This window comes from Serratia sp. NA_112.1 (assembly GCF_052691715.1).
In genome coordinates, this window is the sequence record NZ_JBQZFO010000007.1 from 97,254 (window position 1) to 115,536 (window position 18,283).

Genomic DNA, 18,283 nt, shown 5'->3' on the forward strand with positions numbered 1-18,283 from the left:
TTAGAACTGCTTACAGTCCAGGTTTGTTTGTTACTTGTCCGCAGCCCATGCTGAAGAAAATACAGAATCGACGAGAGCCCATGAACACGACCCCCCCCCCCAAACACGCCGTCTGGCAATTGATTAAGCCCTTTTGGGTCTCGGAAGAGAAACTGCGAGCCTGGTCGATGCTGATCGCCATTGTCGCTCTGTCGCTCGGGCTGGTGTACATCAGCGTGCTGATCAATCAGTGGAACCAGGTGTTTTACGACGCGCTGCAAAACAAAAACTATCCGGTATTCAAGGCACAACTGTGGCGTTTTACCTATCTGGCGCTGATCTTCATCGTGCTGGCGGTGTATAAAATTTACCTGACGCAGGGCCTGCAGATGCGCTGGCGGCGCTGGATGACGGAAAAATTTATGGGTAAATGGCTGGCGCATCAGGCCTATTACCATACCGAACAGCAACAGATCGTCGATAACCCGGACCAGCGTATTGCCGAGGATCTCAATGTACTGACCCAATACACGCTGTCGCTGTCGCTTGGGCTGCTCTCCAGTCTGGTGACGCTGTTTTCCTTTATCACCATCCTCTGGCACGTCAGCGGGCCAATGACTTTTGTTATCCATCAGCATGCCGTCACCCTGCCCGGCTACATGGTGTGGTTCGCCCTGCTGTACGCAGTGCTAGGTTCGCTGCTGATTTGGTGGGTCGGCAAACCGCTGGTCCAGCTCGGCTTTAATCAGGAGCGCTATGAGGCAAACTTCCGTTTTGGGCTGATCCGTATCCGGGAAAACAACGACGCCATCGCGCTTTATCACGGCGAACCGCGCGAAGCGCAACAGTTGGGTGACCGCTTTGACAGCATCCGCACCAACTGGTGGTCAATCATGCGCATCACCCGCCGACTTAATATCGCCTCTAACTTTTACAGCCAGTTTGCCATTGTTTTCCCACTGTTGGTGGCGGCACCGCGTTACTTCTCCGGCGCTATCCAGATGGGCGGCATGATGCAGATCGCCTCCGCCTTTGGCCAGGTGCAAGGCGCGCTGTCATGGTTTATCGATGCCTTTAGCGATCTGGCGACCTGGAAAGCCTGCGTTAACCGTCTGGCCGGTTTTAACGCCGCCGTGGATCAGGTACACCATCAGCAACGCGGCATTCAACTGCAAGCGGAGAACGATCAACCGCTGATCCTCGACCGTCTCAGCCTGCAACTGCCGGACGGCCAAAGTTTGCTGGGCTCAACGTCGGTGGCGCTGAAACGCGGTGAGAAAGTGCTGGTCGTCGGCCCTTCGGGCTGTGGTAAATCCACGCTGCTGCGTGCTATTGCCGGGATCTGGCCTTACGGCTCCGGTACCATTGGGCTCGACGCCGCCAGCAGTACGTTATTCCTGCCGCAACGCAGTTATATTCCCATAGGCACGCTGCGCGAGGCGCTCAGTTATCCGCATCTCTCAGCCGAATACAGTGATGGGCAACTGCTGAAAGCCCTAGATAACTGCCGCCTTAAACACCTTCAGCGCTGGCTGGACACCAGCGCCAACTGGAGCCACCGTCTGTCGCCGGGCGAGCAACAGCGGCTGGCGTTCGCCCGCGCCATTCTGACCCGCCCGGACATTTTGTTCCTCGACGAGGCCACCAGCGCGCTGGACGATGAAACCGAGCAGTTGATGTATTGCCTGTTGGTCGATGAGCTGCCGCAGGTGACGTTGGTCAGCGTGGCGCACCGCAACAGCGTGGCGAAATACCACCAGAGCTGCTGGCGCTTTACCCGCGCAGAAGAGAACCAACCGGCCCGTATGGCACTAAGCCCACTGCCGGTCGCGAGTTGATCAACCGGGCGCTGCTCCCCTGGCCGCGCCCGGCTTCCCTCAAATGCCGTCGGTCTGTACACCCTCACATTTTACCCGGCGTCTTTCGTGCCACAGGCTGGTCAACCCACGCTTACCGCACGCCAGCGCGACTTCGCGGAATTCATGCAGGCTCAGCCCGTCCCTTTCCAGCATCATTTCCGCCGCCAACTGCATATTCACCCCGGTAAGCACCTCACAATCCCCGTGCGCATCCGCCAATTCGCTGGCACAGCGAAACGGCGAACCGCCGAGCATATCGGTGAGAAACACCACGCCGTCCGGCTGTGCCACTTCGGCCAACGCCGAGATCAACGCAGCCTTTAACTCAGCAGTACTCATCTGCTCGGGAAAATTGACCGCAACGCAGTCCGGCTGCGGCCCCACCACCTGTTCAACCGCCTGCAACAGCCCACTGGCGAAGCCGCCATGGCCGGTAATCACAATGCCTGGCATAAAACTGCTCCTCACAATAAACCGATAAACTTACCCACCACCCCAATCACCACCGTCACGCCAATCAGCTTCACCGGTGAGAAGCCGCGCTTCATCAGGAAGAAAATCAGCAGCGTAAAGCACAGCGGCAACAGGTTGGGCATCAGCTTGTCCAGCACATCGGTCTGTAGCGCCACGCTGGCTTTGCCGGCATGCATCACCAGCGGAGTAGAAAGATGAACATAAGAAGCCACCAGTGCACCGATCACCGTCATGCCGACAATCGAGGCGGCGTGGGATATTCGCCGGGTATGGGTTTTCAGCAGCGCCAGCGCGCTGGTACCGGCCTGATAACCATAGTGAGCCAGCCCGAAGCGCAGCCCAAAGTGAAATACGTTAAACAGCAGCAGGAAGACGATCGGCCCAAACAGGCTGCCTTCCAACGCCAGCGAGGCACCAATCCCGGCGCAGATCGGCAGCAGCGTCAGCCAGAACAGCGCATCGCCAATCCCGCCCAGCGGCCCCATCAGCGCCACTTTTACCGCGCGAATGGTGGAGATCTTCTCTTTGTTTTGCTCCATCGCCAGCACCAGCCCGGAAAGGAAGGTGACGTCAAACGGATGCACATTGATAAACTCCATGTGCATTTTCATCGAGTTGGACAGATCCTGCGGATTGCGGTGGATCTTGCGCAACGCCGGGATCAACTGATATAGCCAGCCACCGGCCTGCATACGCTCATAATTGAACGAGGCCTGCAGCAGCAACGAGCGCCAGGCCATGCGGTTGATATCCCCGCGGGTCAGAGCCTCGGCGGGCTGGCTATCGACATAATCGCCCTGCTCCACCTGGCTGGTAGCCAGCGCCTGCGCCATACGTTTTTCCGCTTTTTGTGCCAGCAGATCGTCGGTATCGTTAAATGCCATCTTCAGCATCCTCCTGGGGGACAGGTTGTTTGAGCGGGTCGGCAGCGGCCCGTTGACTGTTAAAGAAGTCGATCAGGGCGATCGCCAGCGCGCCCAGCGCCACCGCCAGGATCGGCAATTTAAGGAAGGTGACGGCAATAAAACCGAGGATGAAATAGGCCACATAGGTTTTTTTCATCATCACTTTCATCAGCAGTGAGAAGCCAATCGCCGGCATCATGCCACCTGCCACCGCCAGACCGTCCAACAGCCAGACCGGGGCCTTTTGCACCATGGCACTGGCCGCGTCGGCACCGAAATAAATCGGCAGAAACGCCACCACAAAATAGAACGCGAACAGGATGCTGATACCGAGGTAGTTCACCCGTTCAATTCCGCGCCAGTTCAGTTCTTTCACCATGCGATCGCAGCGATGCATCATCGGTGAAAACAGGGTGAACAGCAGCGTGATACACCCCTGCACCGCAATCGAAAACGGCACCGCAACGCCAATCGCCACCTTGGGATCGGCTTTGGTAAGAATGGCGAATGCCGTGCCAATCACCCCGCCAATCACCACGTTCGGCGGCTGAGCCCCCGCCAGCGGCACCATGCCCATCCACACCAGTTCCAGCGTGCCGCCGACCAGCAGGCCGGTGTAGACATCCCCCAGGATCAGGCCGACCAGCGGCCCCAGAACCACCGGACGGTGGAAGTGGGTCAGGCCGTCGAACAGGTCGACCCCCGCCAATCCGGCCAGCAGTGCAATCAATAACGCATCAGTCAACATGATTTCCCCCAAACTCAAAACAGCAGTTTGCCGACAGGCTCACCCGCTTCATCCGGCACCCTGCGCACCTCACATTCGACGCCCAGCGCCGCCAGTTCGCGAAAGGCGGCCACGTCACCCTCATCCAGCGAGACCGTTTTATGCACCTGCCGCTTGCCCTCGACGAAATGCATGTTGCCGACATTGACGAAACGGATCGGCACCCCGCCCTGTACCAGCCGCAAAACATCCTGCGGCGTTTTGCACACCAAAAAGATCTTCTGGCGATCTGCCGCCTTGTGGATCACGTCGATGGTTTTCTGCAGCGTGAAGTAACGTGTCTGCACCCCCTCAGCCACTACCATATCCATCAGGTTCTGCTGCACCGGATCGGCCGCCGCTTCATCGTTGGCCACCACCACCAGATTGGCCCCCAGGGTGTTGGTCCAGGTAACGCCGACCTGGCCATGGACCAGTCGGTTATCAATGCGGGTCATCAGGATATTCGGCATTTCAGTGCACCTCCGGGTAGCAGGCGGCGTGATAATCATTAAGTACCTGCGTGACCTTATGCATCACCCAGTCCTGCGGATCCTCGCTCAGTTCGCCGGCATTCATCGCACGGGCCTGGTCGGGCAGATACTGGCTTAACAGCGCCAACGGCACCGGATTGCGGCGCAGGTTGTCAATTAGCCGCTCAACCGCCTGCTGAACCTGTGGCTGCGGCCAGTAGTAACGCACCCGGTCGCTCAGGCTGTAATGGCGGTCGATATACTGTTGATGTGGATTGCCGTGGTAGTAGCGACTCCACTGCTGCGGCTGCTCGCGCATCACCTGTTCCAGCGTGGCGCACAGTTGCGCCGACTGATGTTCGCCCAGCCATTCACGTTCAATATGATCCAGGGCGAACAGCGCCTCACGCAGGGCAAATGTCAGCGCCGGACCGACTTTCAGGATGGCGAAATGGTCGCCAACCAGTTGCCGGTAGGCCTGCGGGGGTTGGTAATCCGTTGAATGCGCCTCGTAGACCATGCCCGGCTGCCGTTCGATAAAGCGGCTAAGTTCATGGGCCCGTTGAGGTTGGTAGTGTTCTACGCTGTGATGATCAAACTCCACACCCGGCTGTACCACCAGCGCAATGGTTCGCCTCCAGGCGTCGACCAGCTCCGCCCGCTGCCAGGCCAGGCGATGTACCTCAAGCGTTTGCTGCACCGCCTGCGGCGTTGTTACCTGCATGCCTTCCAGCGCCTCCTGCGCGCCGCCCGGCACCGGCACTTCGGTACCTATGACATACACCGGTGGCTCGCCGCCGCTTTCCTGCCAGGCGCGTTCCGCGACGCTGCACAGCCGGGCCGCACGAACGGCCACGGTTTCATCATTCAGTGGGAAAGGGTCGCCCACGCAGGACATGGAACAATCGAGGTGAATTTTGCGAAAACCGGCGCGGACATAATCGTCGATCAGCGTTTCCGCCAGCTGCATCGCTTCTTCTGCCGGTCTATCCTGCCAGGCATTGGGACCGAGATGATCGCCCCCCAGCCATAGGCGGTCACGCGACAGCCCGACTTCATCCGCCAGTTGCCACAGCGCATCGCGGAACTGCTGCGCCGTCTGGCCGGTGTAACCACCAAACTGATTGACCTGATTCGAGGTGGCCTCAACCAGCACCGGCGTGCCACGCGCCCTGGCCTGCCGCAGGGCCGCTTTCAGCACCCAAGGGTGAGCGGAACAAACGGAAAAAACGCCAACCGGTTTTCCGGCCTTGTGCTGCTCAACAAGCTTTAACAACTGCTGCATGAAACCCCCACGCAGACGCCCTATTACCGATCGGCGATGACAACCTCCACGCCCAACTCGGTTAACGCCCGCTCGTAATCGTCCGGAAGAAGGCTGTCGGTAATCAGCCGATGAATTTGTCCGGCTTCGCGGATCATGCAAAAGCTCTTGCGACCAAACTTGCTGGCATCTGCCACGGCGATGATCTCGCGCGCCACCTCGCACATCACGCGATTGAGGTGGGCCTCACCGGGATGAGGCGTGGTGATACCGGCAACCAGATCGAAACCGTCGACGCCCAAAAACAGTTTGTCGAAGCGGTACTGGCGCAATTGCTGCTCGGCAGCCGGACCGTAGAGCGAATAGGAGTTACGGCGCACGCTGCCGCCCAACACCATTACCTCCACCCCATCGTGACCTGAAAGCTCATAGGCAATGTTCAACGCATTGGTCATCACCACCAGATCGCGTCGTCCTTTGAGGAACGGCACTATCTGGGTAGTGGTGGAACCGGAATCGAGGATCAGCGCGTCGCCATCACGCACATAGCTTGCCGCTACGCTTGCGATCTGCGACTTCACGTCGCGGTTTAATCGCCCTTTGTCATGCAATGGGCGATCGAAGGCGAATTGCTGATTGAGCATCGCGCCGCCATAGGCCCGCAGCGCGCACCCTTTTCGTTCCAGAAAGCGCAGATCGTTGCGGATCGTCACCGTGGATACTGCAAACTGTTTGCTGAGCTGCTCCACGCGCACGCTACCGTGCTCGCATAACAGATCGATAATGTGTTCACGTCGCTTGGCGGTATTCACTGGCATGAGCTGCGGTCCTCAGGTTTCCGGCCGGGCCGGGGAGAAGATGGCTTTCGCTCTACTGCGCTGGCATTACAGCAAAGCGAAAGCAATGAAATTGTGATCGGGGTTACAGCGCTGTTTTAGCAGAAAAAGAGGCTAAAAACCTTTCGGATCGAAATGAAGTGAAAATATTAAGCGGCAGTGAAAGGCAAAGTGAAATATCAGGGCAGGCGCGGTTGCCGGGATGCAGCTCCCAAAGCACAGCAGCAAACGAAAGCGGCGACTTTGCGGGCCGGCTGGCCGACTTTTAGTTCATCAGGTGATCGGGATCACATAACAGCAATTATCCCCTCCCGGCATTGTGTCGCAGACGCCGAAATGGCGCATTTGTCGCAAAACCTGCTTCTTGTCAGGCTAGGGGTTCTTCCCTACACTTGCGCGCAGATATCGGCCCCCTGCCGGTACGTAAGCGTTAACGTCAATCAACGCATCATGCCATGCAGTATTGATTGACTGCCTGCCTGCCCCGGTGCGAGGAACTGGTGCCCCAATCCGACTTACCCCCAACGGCTGCCCCGCTAAAACGCAGCCGTTTACGCCCCCCATTATTACTGGTCACCGACATTATGCTGGTCGCGGCCAACCTGCGCGCCGCGCTAACCAGCGTCGGGCCGTTACTGGAACAGATCCAGCAGCAGTTGTTGCTGTCCTCTACCTCGGCCGGTCTGCTTAATTCGCTGCCGTTGATCCTGTTTGCCGTGCTGTCGCCGGTCACTCCCGGCCTGGCCAAACACCTGGGGATTGAACGCACGCTCGGTATGACGCTGCTACTGCTGGTGATTGGCATCGCACAACCCGGCATGTTATGGCTGGGTACTGTCCTGATCGGCGCAACCATCGCCTTTGCCAACGTGATCTTACCGACGCTGGTGAAACGCGACTTTCCAGGCCGCGCCGCAGCAGGCGGTTTTTGAGCTGTTTATCTATCAGGTGGTGGCAATCGCCGCCAACTTTGTCATGGTATTTATTCTGCCGCGCGCACGCAATCAGCGGGCTATTGCGCTGTGCAGCTCACTGCTGATTTTTACCGGCGTCGCCAGGCTGCTGCTTCTGCCAGCCTATTCTCTGATATGGTTGATCTTTGCCGGTCTGGGGGCGGGAAGTTCTTTGGTACTGGCGCTGTCGTTCTTTGGCCTGCGCAGCAGCCATCATCACCAGGCTACGCAACGGTCAGGCATGGCGCAATCGGTAGGCTATTTGCTGGCCGCACTGGGGCCGACGCTGTTCGGCATATTGGCCGGACGCAATCGGGTTATTCGTTAACGCCGGGCCGGGTGGCCGGTTTCGGTACGGACTCCGTGGCATCGTCCTGCCAGAGATCGTTGATAAAGTCTCGTTGTTGTTGGGTCAACTGCCAGGAAGGGGGGATCTTGACCGGGCTGTCATCCCGGGCGCCCCCTTTCTTCTTGACGCGTTTTTTGTCCATCGATTTGTTTCCTAAATAAGCAGCCAATAAATCACGGCGGCGATGGCCAGCCAAAACACCCCGCAGCCGATAAATACGCACAGCCAAGCTTTACGTTTGATATCCGCGTCATCCTTGCTTATCACTGCCGCTCCACATAATAGATTAAACTGATCAAAATCCAATTATTGATCTATTTAAACGATCAATAAAGAGGTTTTTTCCTATGGAAATTTAAAAAATACCTGCTAGTCATACACCTAACGTCAGTTGGGCGGCAGAAAGACAACAAAATTAGTCAGGTCATTGCCGATAACGTTGGGGTGGATTAATCGACAAGCAGCAGTGTGACACAAGCAGATAGATCAAAATTAAACCACTACTCACATAATTAATCAGCATAACTTAAGTTAAACTGGCAACAATTTGGGCCGGAGGGCAAGCCTGAAGTGGGGGATATGCTGGTTTGAGCGGATAGCGCCCTGCAAGGAGAATGTATCACCCAGCCCAATAGTGCAGGCTGGGTGATATTAATATCAGTCAATCTGCGAAACCGAGTCCTTGCTGGCACGTTCACGCTCGCTGCCGGTCAACTCGCTGAGTCGCCCGTCACGCATTTGCAGCAGCCGGTCGGCATGTTCGAAGTAATGATCGTCATGGCTGATGGCAAATACCGTTTTGCCCAAAGCGCGTAACTGCGGTAGCAGTTCACGATAGAATATTCGGCGAAATTGCGGATCCTGATCCGCCGCCCATTCGTCCAATAGCAAAATATCCCGCTGCTCTGCCACCGCCAGCAACAGCGCCAGACGCTTGCGCTGCCCCTGCGATAACTGCGGATTGGTAACCCGCAGGCCGTCGAATTGCAATTTGCTTTTCATGTTCAAATGGTTAAGCCAGCTTTCCACCAGTTCGGCATCCGGCTGCTCGCCTTCCGGCCCCTGCAAATGGTGGAACGGATGAAAGTCGGTAAAAATGGCGGAAAACAAGCGGCGGTAGTCGGGCATATCAGCCGCAGTTTGCACAATGCCATCCAGCAAGATTTGCCCACTGACCGGCTGATATAACCCGGTCAACAACATCGCCAGCGTCGATTTACCACTGCCGTTGCCGCCAATCAGGAAGACCAGTTCACCGCGTTGCAAGGTCAAGTCAATCGGCCCAACGGCGAAACCCGCTTTTTGCTCCGTCGCGCCATAGTGGAACATCACATCGCGCAGCTCCAGGGTTTGCCAGGCTTTGGCTGCTACCGCAGGAAACTCGGGTTGATAATCGGCAAGTCGCAGCGCTTTGACCTTGCCGAAGGCGACTTCGGCAGCAATCAGCGTCGGGAATGCCCCCACAGCCTGCAGCAACGGGGTACGCAGGAACAGCAACGTCAGCGAGTAAGTTGCCGCGACAGTAGTATCGGCCCAGCCCAGGCTGTTGGCCATATAAAACACCAAACCAATCGCACCCAGCATCATGATATTCGACCAGTTCACCGCACTGAGATGGTAGGTATCGGCGCGGATGATGTGCTGCCGATAATCTTCGGCATCCGGCTGGTAGGCCTGCCGGTATAGCGCTTTTGCACGATCGCGGTTCAATGCCAGCTCTTTGCGGCCTTCAATCGCAGACTGATAGTGTTCATAGAGGTGCTCTTCAGCCTCTCGCACGCTGGTCAAATGACGATACACCCGCGATACCAGACACCCGCTGCCCAATACCGTCACCGCGACCCAAACGGCAGTGACCGCCAGCATCTGCGGAGATAACCAGCCCAGATAGGCCGCCGACCCCAGCGTCAATATCACCCCTTGCACCAGCTCCGGCAGGCGAACAAAGGCAATGGTGATATTACGTATATCACTGGCCAGGCTCGCCAACAGTGAGGCGCTGCCTAGTTGCTCTATCCGCTCAATATCGGTATCCAGGATCTGTTTCACCAGTTGGCCGCGCAGCCGGAACACAAAATGGTGGCCGAGCGTGGTCAGCGCCAGTTGCGAACCCAGCGTGACTACCATCAGCAACGCCAGCAGCCCGAGGAACTCCGGCAATACCGCCAGCGGGTTGCCCGCCACCGTCATCAGCCGCAAATTTATAAAGGCGATGATGCCTATACCCAGTGCCGCACTGGCCATGGTCAACGCCATTACCGCCAGAAACGGCCAGCGATACTGGCGGTAAACCACCCGTAGCAACTCCATGAAGAACCCTTAACCTGAAATCTTGAGATGGCAGGCATTGTAAGCGGCCAAAAAGTGATATCAATAACAATTCTCATTTTGTCGCCGGCGTTGGCTTCCTGAACCTGAGGATTTACACTGGCGGTTACTCCGGGACGAGGAAAAACCCCACCGATGTTACCCACACATGAATATGCCAACGACCTGATCCTGTTCGCCCTGATTGTGGACTGTGGTTCTTTCAGCAAAGCCGCTGAAACCGCCGGTATCACCAGTTCGGTGGTTAGCAAACGCATCGGTCGCCTGGAAAAGTCCCTCGGCGCACGCCTGCTGTACCGCACCACCCGCAGCCTGACGCTAACCGAAAACGGCCAAAGCCTGTATCGTCAGGCCAAAGAAATCAGCGCAAAAACTCAGGAAGCCTTGAACGTCATCAGTGAAAACAGTGATGAACTGACCGGCATCATCCGCATGTCGGTGCCGACCATTTCAGGGGAATTGTTGTTAAGTGAAAGCGTGGCGGAATTCTGTACCCTTCACCCGAACCTGAAAGTGGAAATGCGGCTGGAAAATCGCTTCGTCGATCTGGTTAATGAAGGGATAGATCTGGCGATCCGCACCGGCACCCTGCCGGATTCCAGCCTGATTGCCCGTCCGATCCTGAACTCTCGCTGGGTGATCGTATGCTCGCCCAGCTATCTGCAACAATATTCTGAGCCGCAAGCAGCAGGCGACCTGCTCAAGCATAACTGCCTGACCTATACCTATCAGGAAAGCGGTACCGACAACTGGTTGATGAAGCAGCCAGGCAGCAACGAGATTTACGAACTGCAGGTCAAGGGCAACCTGTCCGCCAATAATGCCAGGGCGATCCGCAAAGCGGTGCTCGGCGGTTATGGCATTGCCATGGTGCCACGCTGCATGGTGTACAAGGATTTACAAGAAGGTACCATGGTGGAGGTTTTGAGCGGCCACTGCGGCAAGGTATTAGGCGTTTATGCAGTTTACCCTTACACCCGCAATTTGCCGTTAAAGACCCGTTTATTAACCGAACATATCATCACCGCCTACCAAAATATCAGCCACTATTTTTGAAGTGGGTCACATAATTATTCTGCCCGGCTCGTGAGCGAGCCAACGGGATTACCCCACATTTGAATATAATCCATTGATAATTGTTGTGTAATCAATGTGATCTCACACATTCATCACACAATGATTTATTCTATCCATCTGATTTTTAATACAATAAAAACGCATCCCTTGATAAAGAAAGGTTCCGAAAAGTCGCTATATCGCCCCATCTCTCCATTTTGGAAAATTGCAGAATAGAACATCAGCCAGCGTTGTGATTAGAATGAAAATGTTGCGGTAATTAACCTTTCGGCTACATACCTCCACAAATAACAATAATAACGCTGAGGCTTCTATGTCCCTACTTTTCAGTATTGCGCCCATCGTCCTGCTGATTTGGATGATGACCAAAAAACGCGGTATTCCCTCTTATATCGCGCTTCCCTTAACGGCCGCCGTGGTGTATGGGGTGCAGATGTTTTGGTTCGATAGTCTGCCACTGCTGTTGCACGCCAATATCATCACCGCACTGGTATCGGTTTTCACCCCGATAACCATCATTGCCGGTGCAATCTTGCTCAATAAACTGATGCAAATCAGCGGTGCGGAAAATGTGGTTCGCCGTTGGCTGGAAAATATCAGCCCTAACCCTGTAGCCCAGTTAATGATCATCGGCTGGGCATTTGCCTTTATGATTGAAGGTGCCAGCGGGTTTGGCACCCCAGCCGCCATTGCCGCGCCCATTCTGGTTGGGTTGGGCTTTAACCCCCTGCGCGTAACGCTGCTGACGCTGATCATGAACTCGGTTCCCGTCTCCTTCGGTGCCGTCGGTACCCCTACCTGGTTCGGCTTTGCCAACTTGGGCTTGTCCGACGCCAGCCTGCTGGAAATTGGCCGTCAGACTGCGTTGATCCACTTTGTCGCCGGATTTGTTATCCCATTACTGGCCCTGCGCTTTATCGTTTCCTGGAGTGAAATTCGCCTCAATCTGCCCTTTATTTTACTCAGCGTCTTAAGTTGTACGGTGCCTTATCTGTTGCTGGCCCAGGTTAATTATGAATTCCCGGCTCTGGTGGGCGGTGCCATTGGTCTGATGCTGTCGGTTCTGTTCGCGCGTACCGGCGTTGGCCTGACCCGTTGCGAAGGCAAAACCGATTCCCAACCGGTGGAGTTCATTCAAGTAATAAAAGCAATGACGCCAATTCTGCTGCTGATTGCTATTTTGATAGTGACGCGCATTCACCAGTTGGGGATTAAGGCACTCCTCAATAGCAGCACGCCTTTATGGCAGGGCAAGCTCAGCGGGTTGGGCGAGTTACGCGTCAGCAATGCTCTGATCGTTGAATTGCAGCAGGTGTTAGGCACTTCCGCCGCCGCCAGCTACAAAACACTGTATGTCCCTGCATTAATTCCTTTTTTATTGGTGGTATTGCTGTGCATTCCCCTGTTCCGACTGAACGGCAGGCAGGTAAAACAAATGTTCGCAGAAACCGGTGGGCGCATAGCCAAACCCTTTATCGCCCTGTTTGGTGCCCTGGTGATGGTCAACCTGATGATGCTGGGCGGCGACAAGGCTCCGGTGATCCTTATTGGCAAGACACTGGCCTCACTTACCGGAGAAAGCTGGCTGCTGTTCTCATCCTTCCTCGGCGCCCTGGGAGCGTTCTTTTCAGGCTCCAATACCGTTTCCAATCTGACATTCGGCGGCATTCAGCATTCGATCTCCCTAAGCAGCGGGCTAAACGTCAACCTGACGCTGGCACTACAGTCCGTTGGCGGTGCCATGGGTAACATGGTATGCCTGAACAATATTATCGCCGTTTGCTCAATCCTCGGGATCGGCAATGCCGAGGGGAAAATTATTAAAAAAACCGTATTACCCTTGCTGGTGTACGGGGGAATCGCCGCAGTGATGGCGCAGATCATGATTCTCTGAGCGTAAAGAAATAAGGTAAAAATATGATTATCTCCGCTTCCACCGATTACCGGGCCGCAGCTCAGGCTAAGCTCCCGCCTTTTCTGTTTCACTATATTGACGGCGGGGCCTACGCGGAACATACGCTGCGGCGCAACACGGAAGACCTGGCGGGCATCGCGCTACGCCAGCGCATACTGCGCAATATGTCCGACCTCAGCCTGGAAACCAGCCTGTTCGGTGAAAAACTGGCGATGCCGGTGATCCTCGGCCCGGTCGGGTTGACCGGTATGTACGCCCGCCGCGGTGAGGTGCAGGCGGCTAAAGCCGCCGCGCAGAAAGGCATCCCTTTTACTCTGTCAACGGTCTCGGTATGCCCGATAGAAGAAGTGGCACCGGCAATCGATCGGCCAATGTGGTTCCAACTGTACGTATTGAAAGACCGGGGTTTTATGCGCAATGCGCTTGAACGCGCCAAAGCCGCCGGGGTGAAAACCCTGGTATTCACCGTCGATATGCCGGTGCCCGGTGCGCGTTACCGCGACGCCCACTCCGGCATGAGTGGCCCCAATGCCGCCGCTCGCCGCATACTACAGGCGGTGACCCATCCGCAGTGGGCCTGGGACGTAGGGCTGTGCGGCAAGCCGCACGATCTGGGTAATGTTTCGGCCTATCGCGGCAAACCTACCAGTCTGGCAGACTATATCGGCTGGCTGGGTGCCAACTTCGATCCCTCAATCTCCTGGAAGGATCTGGACTGGATCCGCGAGTTCTGGCAAGGCCCGATGATCATCAAAGGCATTTTGGATCCCGAAGACGCCAAAGATGCAGTGCGCTTTGGTGCCGACGGTATTGTGGTGTCCAACCATGGTGGCCGCCAGCTGGACGGCGTATTGTCTACCGCTCATGCGCTGCCGGCGATTGCCGAAGCGGTTAAAGGCGAGATTACTCTGCTGGCCGACTCCGGTATTCGCAGCGGGCTGGACGTGGTGCGCATGATTGCTCTGGGTGCCGACGGCGTGCTATTGGGGCGTGCCTTTGCCTATGCGCTGGCCGCCGCCGGGCAGGCCGGCGTCGCCAACCTGCTCGAGCTGATCGATAAAGAAATGCGCGTTGCCATGACGCTGATCGGCGCGAAAACCATTGCAGACATTAACACCGACTCGCTGGTTCAGGGGTTGCGTTAATGACATCCTTCTTATCATTAGCCTTACCATTGCGCCAGCCTTGATGAGTGGTCACGCTGGCAGTTCAGCATCCGGCAGACGAAAAGCCCCCGGCAAAGGCACCGCGCAGATAACGGCTGAATTCTGCCACGACCCGCGAGACCTGCGGCGCATAAGGGCGTACCACATACAGACTGTCAGCAAAGGCATCGACCGGCCGCCAGGCCGGTAATACCTCGATCAATCTGCCGTCCGCCAATGCCTGCTGCGCACTAAAGTCTGGCAACAGGGCAATGCCCAAGCCTTCCGCTGCCGCATCACGTATCGATTCGCTGTTATTGGTGGCAAACGGGCCGCTGACCGGTACCCGAATCTTTTCTGTCTTGCTCTGTGCTGCCTGTTTGGCGACAAAGCTCCAGCTTGGGGGTTCACTGCTGCGGGGATAATAAAGACACTGATGCCGTTGCAGATCGGCCGGTGAAACCGGCATGCCTTGACGCTGCACATAATCCGCCGACGCCACCGCCAGGGTGGCGGTTGGGCAAAGTCGCCAAGCAACATGGGTATCGGGCAGCTGGTCACTGTGGCGGATCGCCAAATCGAACCCTTCGCCGGTTAACGACACCAGCCGATCGGACACCTCAAGCTGTACCCGTACCTCTGGGTTGGCACGCAAAAAACCGGTAATGCGCGGCACCAACTGCTGGCGGGCAAATGCCACCGGTGCCGTCACCCGCACCGAGCCACGCAGCGGCCCGGTCGAATCACAAATGCCGGAAAAACTCTGCTTTATCTGCGCGAAAGGCTGGCGCACTTCCTCCACCAACCGCAGCCCGGCATCGGTCAGCCTGACGCTGCGAGTCGTGCGCTGTACCAGAGGCACCCCGGCCAGCATTTCAATCTCTTTGATTTTTTGACTCATCGCCGCTTTGCTGACATCCAGCCGTTCCGCCGCACGGGTAAAACTCCCCTGCTCAGCCAGCACGGTGAGCCAGTGCAAATGGGTCCACAGGGTTTCTACATTTGGGTTTTTCATCGTCGACTGTTCATTTTTATAAACAATGAGTTCAAGTATAGCGCTTCTTCCCCTGTCGGCGCTTCGCTAAGATAGGTTCTCCAGGGCGAAGATAACTCGCTGCCTCACATCGAGATTAACCCACTGACAGGATTATAAAAATGCCATTACTTATCTTTGAAGTCATTGAGGGCCGCAGCGAAGTCGAACTGAAAACCCTGCTCGATGCCGCCCACCGTGCAGTGCTCAGCGCCTTCGAGGTGCCACCACGTGACCGCTACCAGATTGTTCATGAAAACAAAGCTCATCACATGGTGATTGAAGACACCGGCCTGAACCTGACACGCACCCGCAATTTGGTGGTGGTACGGGTGATTACCAGCCCGCGGCCCGAACAGCAGAAACAGCGGTTTTATGCCGAGCTCAGCCGTGAGCTTAAGGAGAGTTGTGGGATTGAAGGCAGTGACCTGATGGTGTCTGTCACCACTAACGACAAAGGTGACTGGAGTTTCGCGAACGGCGTGGCGCAGTATCTGACCGGCGATCTTTAACCGGCCATTCCCCAGGCGTTATCTACCGCCTGGGGTTAAACGCCCTCAGGGCTGCTGTTCGTCGTTATATTGGTTTTGCCACATCGCGGCATAGCGGCCGTTGGCTGCCAGCAGGGCTTCATGCCGACCGCGCTCAACGATTTCACCGGCCTCCAGCACGATAATTTCATCGGCGTCGACCACCGTCGATAAACGGTGCGCAATCACCAGCGTGGTGTGGTCACGGCTCACTTCACGCAAATGCGACTGGATTTCGCGTTCGGTCTGGGTATCCAGTGCGCTGGTCGCTTCGTCAAACACCAAAATCGCCGGGTTTTTCAGGATAGTACGGGCAATCGCCACCCGTTGCTTTTCACCGCCGGACAACTTAAGCCCACGCTCCCCCACCCGGGTCTGGTAGCCGTCGGGCAGGCTGACGATAAACTCATGTATATGCGCCAACCTGGCGGCCCGCTCGATCTCTTCCTGGCTCGAGCCGGTTTTACCGTAGCCAATGTTGTAGCCCAACGTATCGTTAAACAACACAGTGTCTTGCGGCACGATGCCGATCGCCGCGCGCAGGCTGGCTTGTTTCAGGCTGCGGATATCCTGGCCGTCAATCGAGACCGAGCCACCGCTCACGTCATAGAAACGAAACAGCAGCCGGGACAGCGTGGATTTTCCCGCCCCCGAAGCACCGACCACCGCGACCGTGTTACCGGCCGGAATAGTGAAGCTGACGTTTTTCAGGATCGGTCTACGCGCATCATAACCAAAGCTGACCGAGTCGAAACTCACCTCGCCGGCAGTCAGGTGTAACGCCTTCGCATCCGGCCGATCGACGATCTCCTGCTCTTCCTGCAACAAATCGAACATGTTTTCCATATCGATCAGCGCCTGCCTGACTTCGGCATAAATAAAACCAAAGAAATTCAGCGGCTGATAAAGTTGCAGAAGATAGGCATTCACCAATACAAAGTCACCAATCGTCATGCGCCCCTGAACAATACCCTGCGCCGCCATCGCCATCATCACGATCAGTCCGATGGAAATAATGGCAGTTTGCCCGAGGTTCAGGGCGGTAAAACTGAACTGGTTTTTGATGGCGGCATATTCATACAACCGGCGCGACATATTGAAACGCTCGGCCTCGAAGTCTTCGTTACCGAAGTATTTTACCGTCTCATAATTGAGCAGGCTGTCGATAGACTTGGTATTGGCATCGGCATTCGCCTGATTCAGCTCGCGCCGAAAGCGACTGCGCCAACTGACTGCCATCACGGTAAACAGGATATAACAGCCGACCGTCAGCAAAATGGCCAGCGCAAACCAACCGTTTAACAGATGCCACATGATCACCGCGACAAGGGTGATTTCGAACAGGATTGGGAAAATGGAGAACAGCAGCCGCGAAAGCACGGTTGCCACCGCCTGAGTGCCGCGTTCAATCGATAACGACAGCCCACCGGTTTGGCGCTCCAGGTGAAAGCGCAGGCTCAACGCGTGCAACTGTCTGAAAACCCGAAGCCCCAGTAATCGGGTTGCATTCTGGCTGACATGCACAAACATCACGTTGCGTAATTCTTCAAATAACGCCCCGCCGATACGGGCAACGCCATAGGCCAAAATTAATCCTATGGGGATGGCCAGTATTTTGGCGGTTTCGCCACTCAGGGAGTCGATCATCGCTTTGTATGCCAGCGGCACCAGCGTAATACTGACCTTGGAAATCACCATGAAAGCAAAGGCGATAACCAGGTAATAACGCAGTTTGGGGTTATCTTTAGGCCAAAGATAAGGCAGCAGGAATTTCAGCAAACGGGAAGGAGCCATCATCGGATATCTATTATCTCGCTCAGCATAGCGGCATCGGTTTTATCTCTATTCTGGCACGTATGCCATGAAAAACCTTACCTAATCCACCTGGACGGCTCTTTTTGATACGGGAAGAAATACACCGCAGCCATGCATCATCCTCAAGGCGGCCTTTTCTGCCTGTTCAGCCCCTTTGCCTCCGGCGCGACAATCAGTATGGTTGTGGAGATTTTTTTGTTGCTGAGCGGATTCGGGCTGATTTTCGCCATGGTTGCCAACCGACTGCAAAATACCTGGTCGATGATCGGCGGGATTGTGCGGCTGATTGCCGGCTATAAGCTGCGTGAAGTTAAAGGCAGTTGGTTGCAACTGGTGATTGGCGTTTTGGATCTGACGATTGCCTGGCTGCTGCTTAGCGCCGATCCCGCGACGTCGGTGGTGTTGGTCACCACCATTGTCGGCATTGAAATGCTGTTCAGTTCTTTCAGCCTATTCCAGGTTGCCCGACTCTTGAAACGGACGTGATACCGCTGCGGAGCCGCCCGGCTCCGCTTTTAGCTTGCCAAACCACCTGATTACATCGGTACGTCCACGACAAACGACCCGACTAAGAGTAAAGTT

The 18,283-nt window shown here is 56.0% G+C and carries 18 protein-coding genes and 1 pseudogene; 8 read left to right on the plus strand and 11 right to left on the minus strand.

Translation table 11 applies throughout. The annotated features are described in order from the left end of the window. Positions 1–80 precede the first annotated feature (80 nt). Positions 81–1,817, plus strand: a complete 1,737-nt coding sequence (locus ACUTQ5_RS15260; RefSeq protein WP_445651943.1) for an ABC transporter ATP-binding protein/permease — start codon at positions 81–83, stop codon at positions 1,815–1,817. 39 nt (positions 1,818–1,856) lie between these two features. Here the strand turns inward: ACUTQ5_RS15260 and agaF are convergent, their stop codons facing one another. The 6 genes from agaF to agaR are packed head-to-tail and all read right to left on the minus strand — an operon-like array spanning position 1,857 to position 6,538. Continuing rightward, positions 1,857–2,291, minus strand: a complete 435-nt coding sequence (gene agaF / locus ACUTQ5_RS15265; protein ID WP_445651944.1) for a PTS galactosamine/N-acetylgalactosamine transporter subunit IIA — start codon at positions 2,289–2,291, stop codon at positions 1,857–1,859. An 11-nt stretch (positions 2,292–2,302) separates the two neighbouring features. After that, complete coding sequence (locus ACUTQ5_RS15270; RefSeq protein WP_445651945.1) at positions 2,303–3,196, minus strand: PTS system mannose/fructose/sorbose family transporter subunit IID; 894 nt, start codon at positions 3,194–3,196, stop codon at positions 2,303–2,305. Continuing rightward, positions 3,186–3,965, minus strand: a complete 780-nt coding sequence (gene agaW / locus ACUTQ5_RS15275) for a PTS N-acetylgalactosamine transporter subunit IIC (protein WP_445651946.1) — start codon at positions 3,963–3,965, stop codon at positions 3,186–3,188. Before agaW ends, ACUTQ5_RS15270 begins: the two co-directional genes overlap by 11 nt. A gap of 14 nt (positions 3,966–3,979) precedes the next feature. Further along, the gene (gene agaV, locus ACUTQ5_RS15280; RefSeq protein WP_445651947.1) at positions 3,980–4,456 is read right to left on the minus strand and encodes a PTS N-acetylgalactosamine transporter subunit IIB; all 477 of its coding nucleotides are present in this window, start codon (positions 4,454–4,456) and stop codon (positions 3,980–3,982) included. Between the two features lies 1 nt (position 4,457). Beyond that, the gene (locus ACUTQ5_RS15285; protein WP_445651948.1) at positions 4,458–5,741 is read right to left on the minus strand and encodes a D-tagatose-bisphosphate aldolase, class II, non-catalytic subunit; all 1,284 of its coding nucleotides are present in this window, start codon (positions 5,739–5,741) and stop codon (positions 4,458–4,460) included. Between the two features lie 23 nt (positions 5,742–5,764). Then, positions 5,765–6,538 (minus strand): transcriptional repressor AgaR, encoded by a 774-nt coding sequence (gene agaR, locus ACUTQ5_RS15290; RefSeq protein WP_445651949.1) that lies wholly within the window; start codon positions 6,536–6,538, stop codon positions 5,765–5,767. A 518-nt stretch (positions 6,539–7,056) separates the two neighbouring features. Here agaR and ACUTQ5_RS15295 point away from each other — a divergent pair. Together ACUTQ5_RS15295 and ACUTQ5_RS15300 are read left to right on the plus strand one after the other, a co-directional pair. Beyond that, positions 7,057–7,488 carry a hypothetical protein gene (locus tag ACUTQ5_RS15295; protein WP_445651950.1) on the plus strand — a complete coding sequence of 144 codons (432 nt, stop codon included), beginning with the start codon at positions 7,057–7,059 and terminating at the stop codon, positions 7,486–7,488. 16 nt (positions 7,489–7,504) lie between these two features. After that, positions 7,505–7,837 carry a hypothetical protein gene (locus tag ACUTQ5_RS15300; RefSeq protein ID WP_445651951.1) on the plus strand — a complete coding sequence of 111 codons (333 nt, stop codon included), beginning with the start codon at positions 7,505–7,507 and terminating at the stop codon, positions 7,835–7,837. On the opposite strand, the gene ACUTQ5_RS15305 is transcribed toward ACUTQ5_RS15300, so the two are convergent. The 3 genes from ACUTQ5_RS15305 to ACUTQ5_RS15315 form a co-directional block, all read right to left on the minus strand. Then, positions 7,827–8,000 carry a hypothetical protein gene (locus tag ACUTQ5_RS15305; RefSeq protein WP_445651952.1) on the minus strand — a complete coding sequence of 58 codons (174 nt, stop codon included), beginning with the start codon at positions 7,998–8,000 and terminating at the stop codon, positions 7,827–7,829. The genes ACUTQ5_RS15300 and ACUTQ5_RS15305 overlap by 11 nt on opposite strands. Before the next feature lie 11 nt (positions 8,001–8,011). Next, positions 8,012–8,125, minus strand: a complete 114-nt coding sequence (locus tag ACUTQ5_RS15310) for a YmiA family putative membrane protein (protein WP_445651953.1) — start codon at positions 8,123–8,125, stop codon at positions 8,012–8,014. A gap of 390 nt (positions 8,126–8,515) precedes the next feature. Then, entirely contained in the window at positions 8,516–10,168 is a 1,653-nt protein-coding gene (locus tag ACUTQ5_RS15315; RefSeq protein ID WP_445651954.1) for a multidrug ABC transporter permease/ATP-binding protein, read from the minus strand. Positions 10,169–10,321: 153 nt separating this feature from the next. On the opposite strand from ACUTQ5_RS15315, the gene ACUTQ5_RS15320 reads away from it, so the two are divergent. The 3 genes from ACUTQ5_RS15320 to lldD all read left to right on the plus strand — a co-directional run bounded on the left by ACUTQ5_RS15320 (position 10,322) and on the right by lldD (position 14,323). Further along, a complete protein-coding gene (locus ACUTQ5_RS15320) occupies positions 10,322–11,242 on the plus strand; it encodes a LysR family transcriptional regulator (RefSeq protein ID WP_445651955.1) in 921 nt (306 codons plus the stop codon). A gap of 334 nt (positions 11,243–11,576) precedes the next feature. Beyond that, entirely contained in the window at positions 11,577–13,157 is a 1,581-nt protein-coding gene (locus ACUTQ5_RS15325; protein WP_445651956.1) for an L-lactate permease, read from the plus strand. Positions 13,158–13,180: 23 nt separating this feature from the next. Continuing rightward, positions 13,181–14,323, plus strand: a complete 1,143-nt coding sequence (lldD, locus tag ACUTQ5_RS15330; protein WP_445651957.1) for an FMN-dependent L-lactate dehydrogenase LldD — start codon at positions 13,181–13,183, stop codon at positions 14,321–14,323. A 64-nt stretch (positions 14,324–14,387) separates the two neighbouring features. Here the strand turns inward: lldD and ACUTQ5_RS15335 are convergent, their stop codons facing one another. After that, positions 14,388–15,338, minus strand: coding sequence for a LysR family transcriptional regulator (locus ACUTQ5_RS15335; protein ID WP_445651958.1), 951 nt, complete (start codon positions 15,336–15,338; stop codon positions 14,388–14,390). Between the two features lie 140 nt (positions 15,339–15,478). On the opposite strand from ACUTQ5_RS15335, the gene ACUTQ5_RS15340 reads away from it, so the two are divergent. After that, complete coding sequence (locus ACUTQ5_RS15340; protein WP_445651959.1) at positions 15,479–15,868, plus strand: tautomerase family protein; 390 nt, start codon at positions 15,479–15,481, stop codon at positions 15,866–15,868. A 45-nt stretch (positions 15,869–15,913) separates the two neighbouring features. Here the strand turns inward: ACUTQ5_RS15340 and ACUTQ5_RS15345 are convergent, their stop codons facing one another. Further along, entirely contained in the window at positions 15,914–17,680 is a 1,767-nt protein-coding gene (locus ACUTQ5_RS15345; RefSeq protein WP_445652026.1) for an ABCB family ABC transporter ATP-binding protein/permease, read from the minus strand. Positions 17,681–17,827: 147 nt separating this feature from the next. Here ACUTQ5_RS15345 and ACUTQ5_RS15350 point away from each other — a divergent pair. Next, positions 17,828–18,187, plus strand: a pseudogene (locus tag ACUTQ5_RS15350) (DUF308 domain-containing protein); the annotation flags it as partial. Positions 18,188–18,283 lie beyond the last annotated feature (96 nt).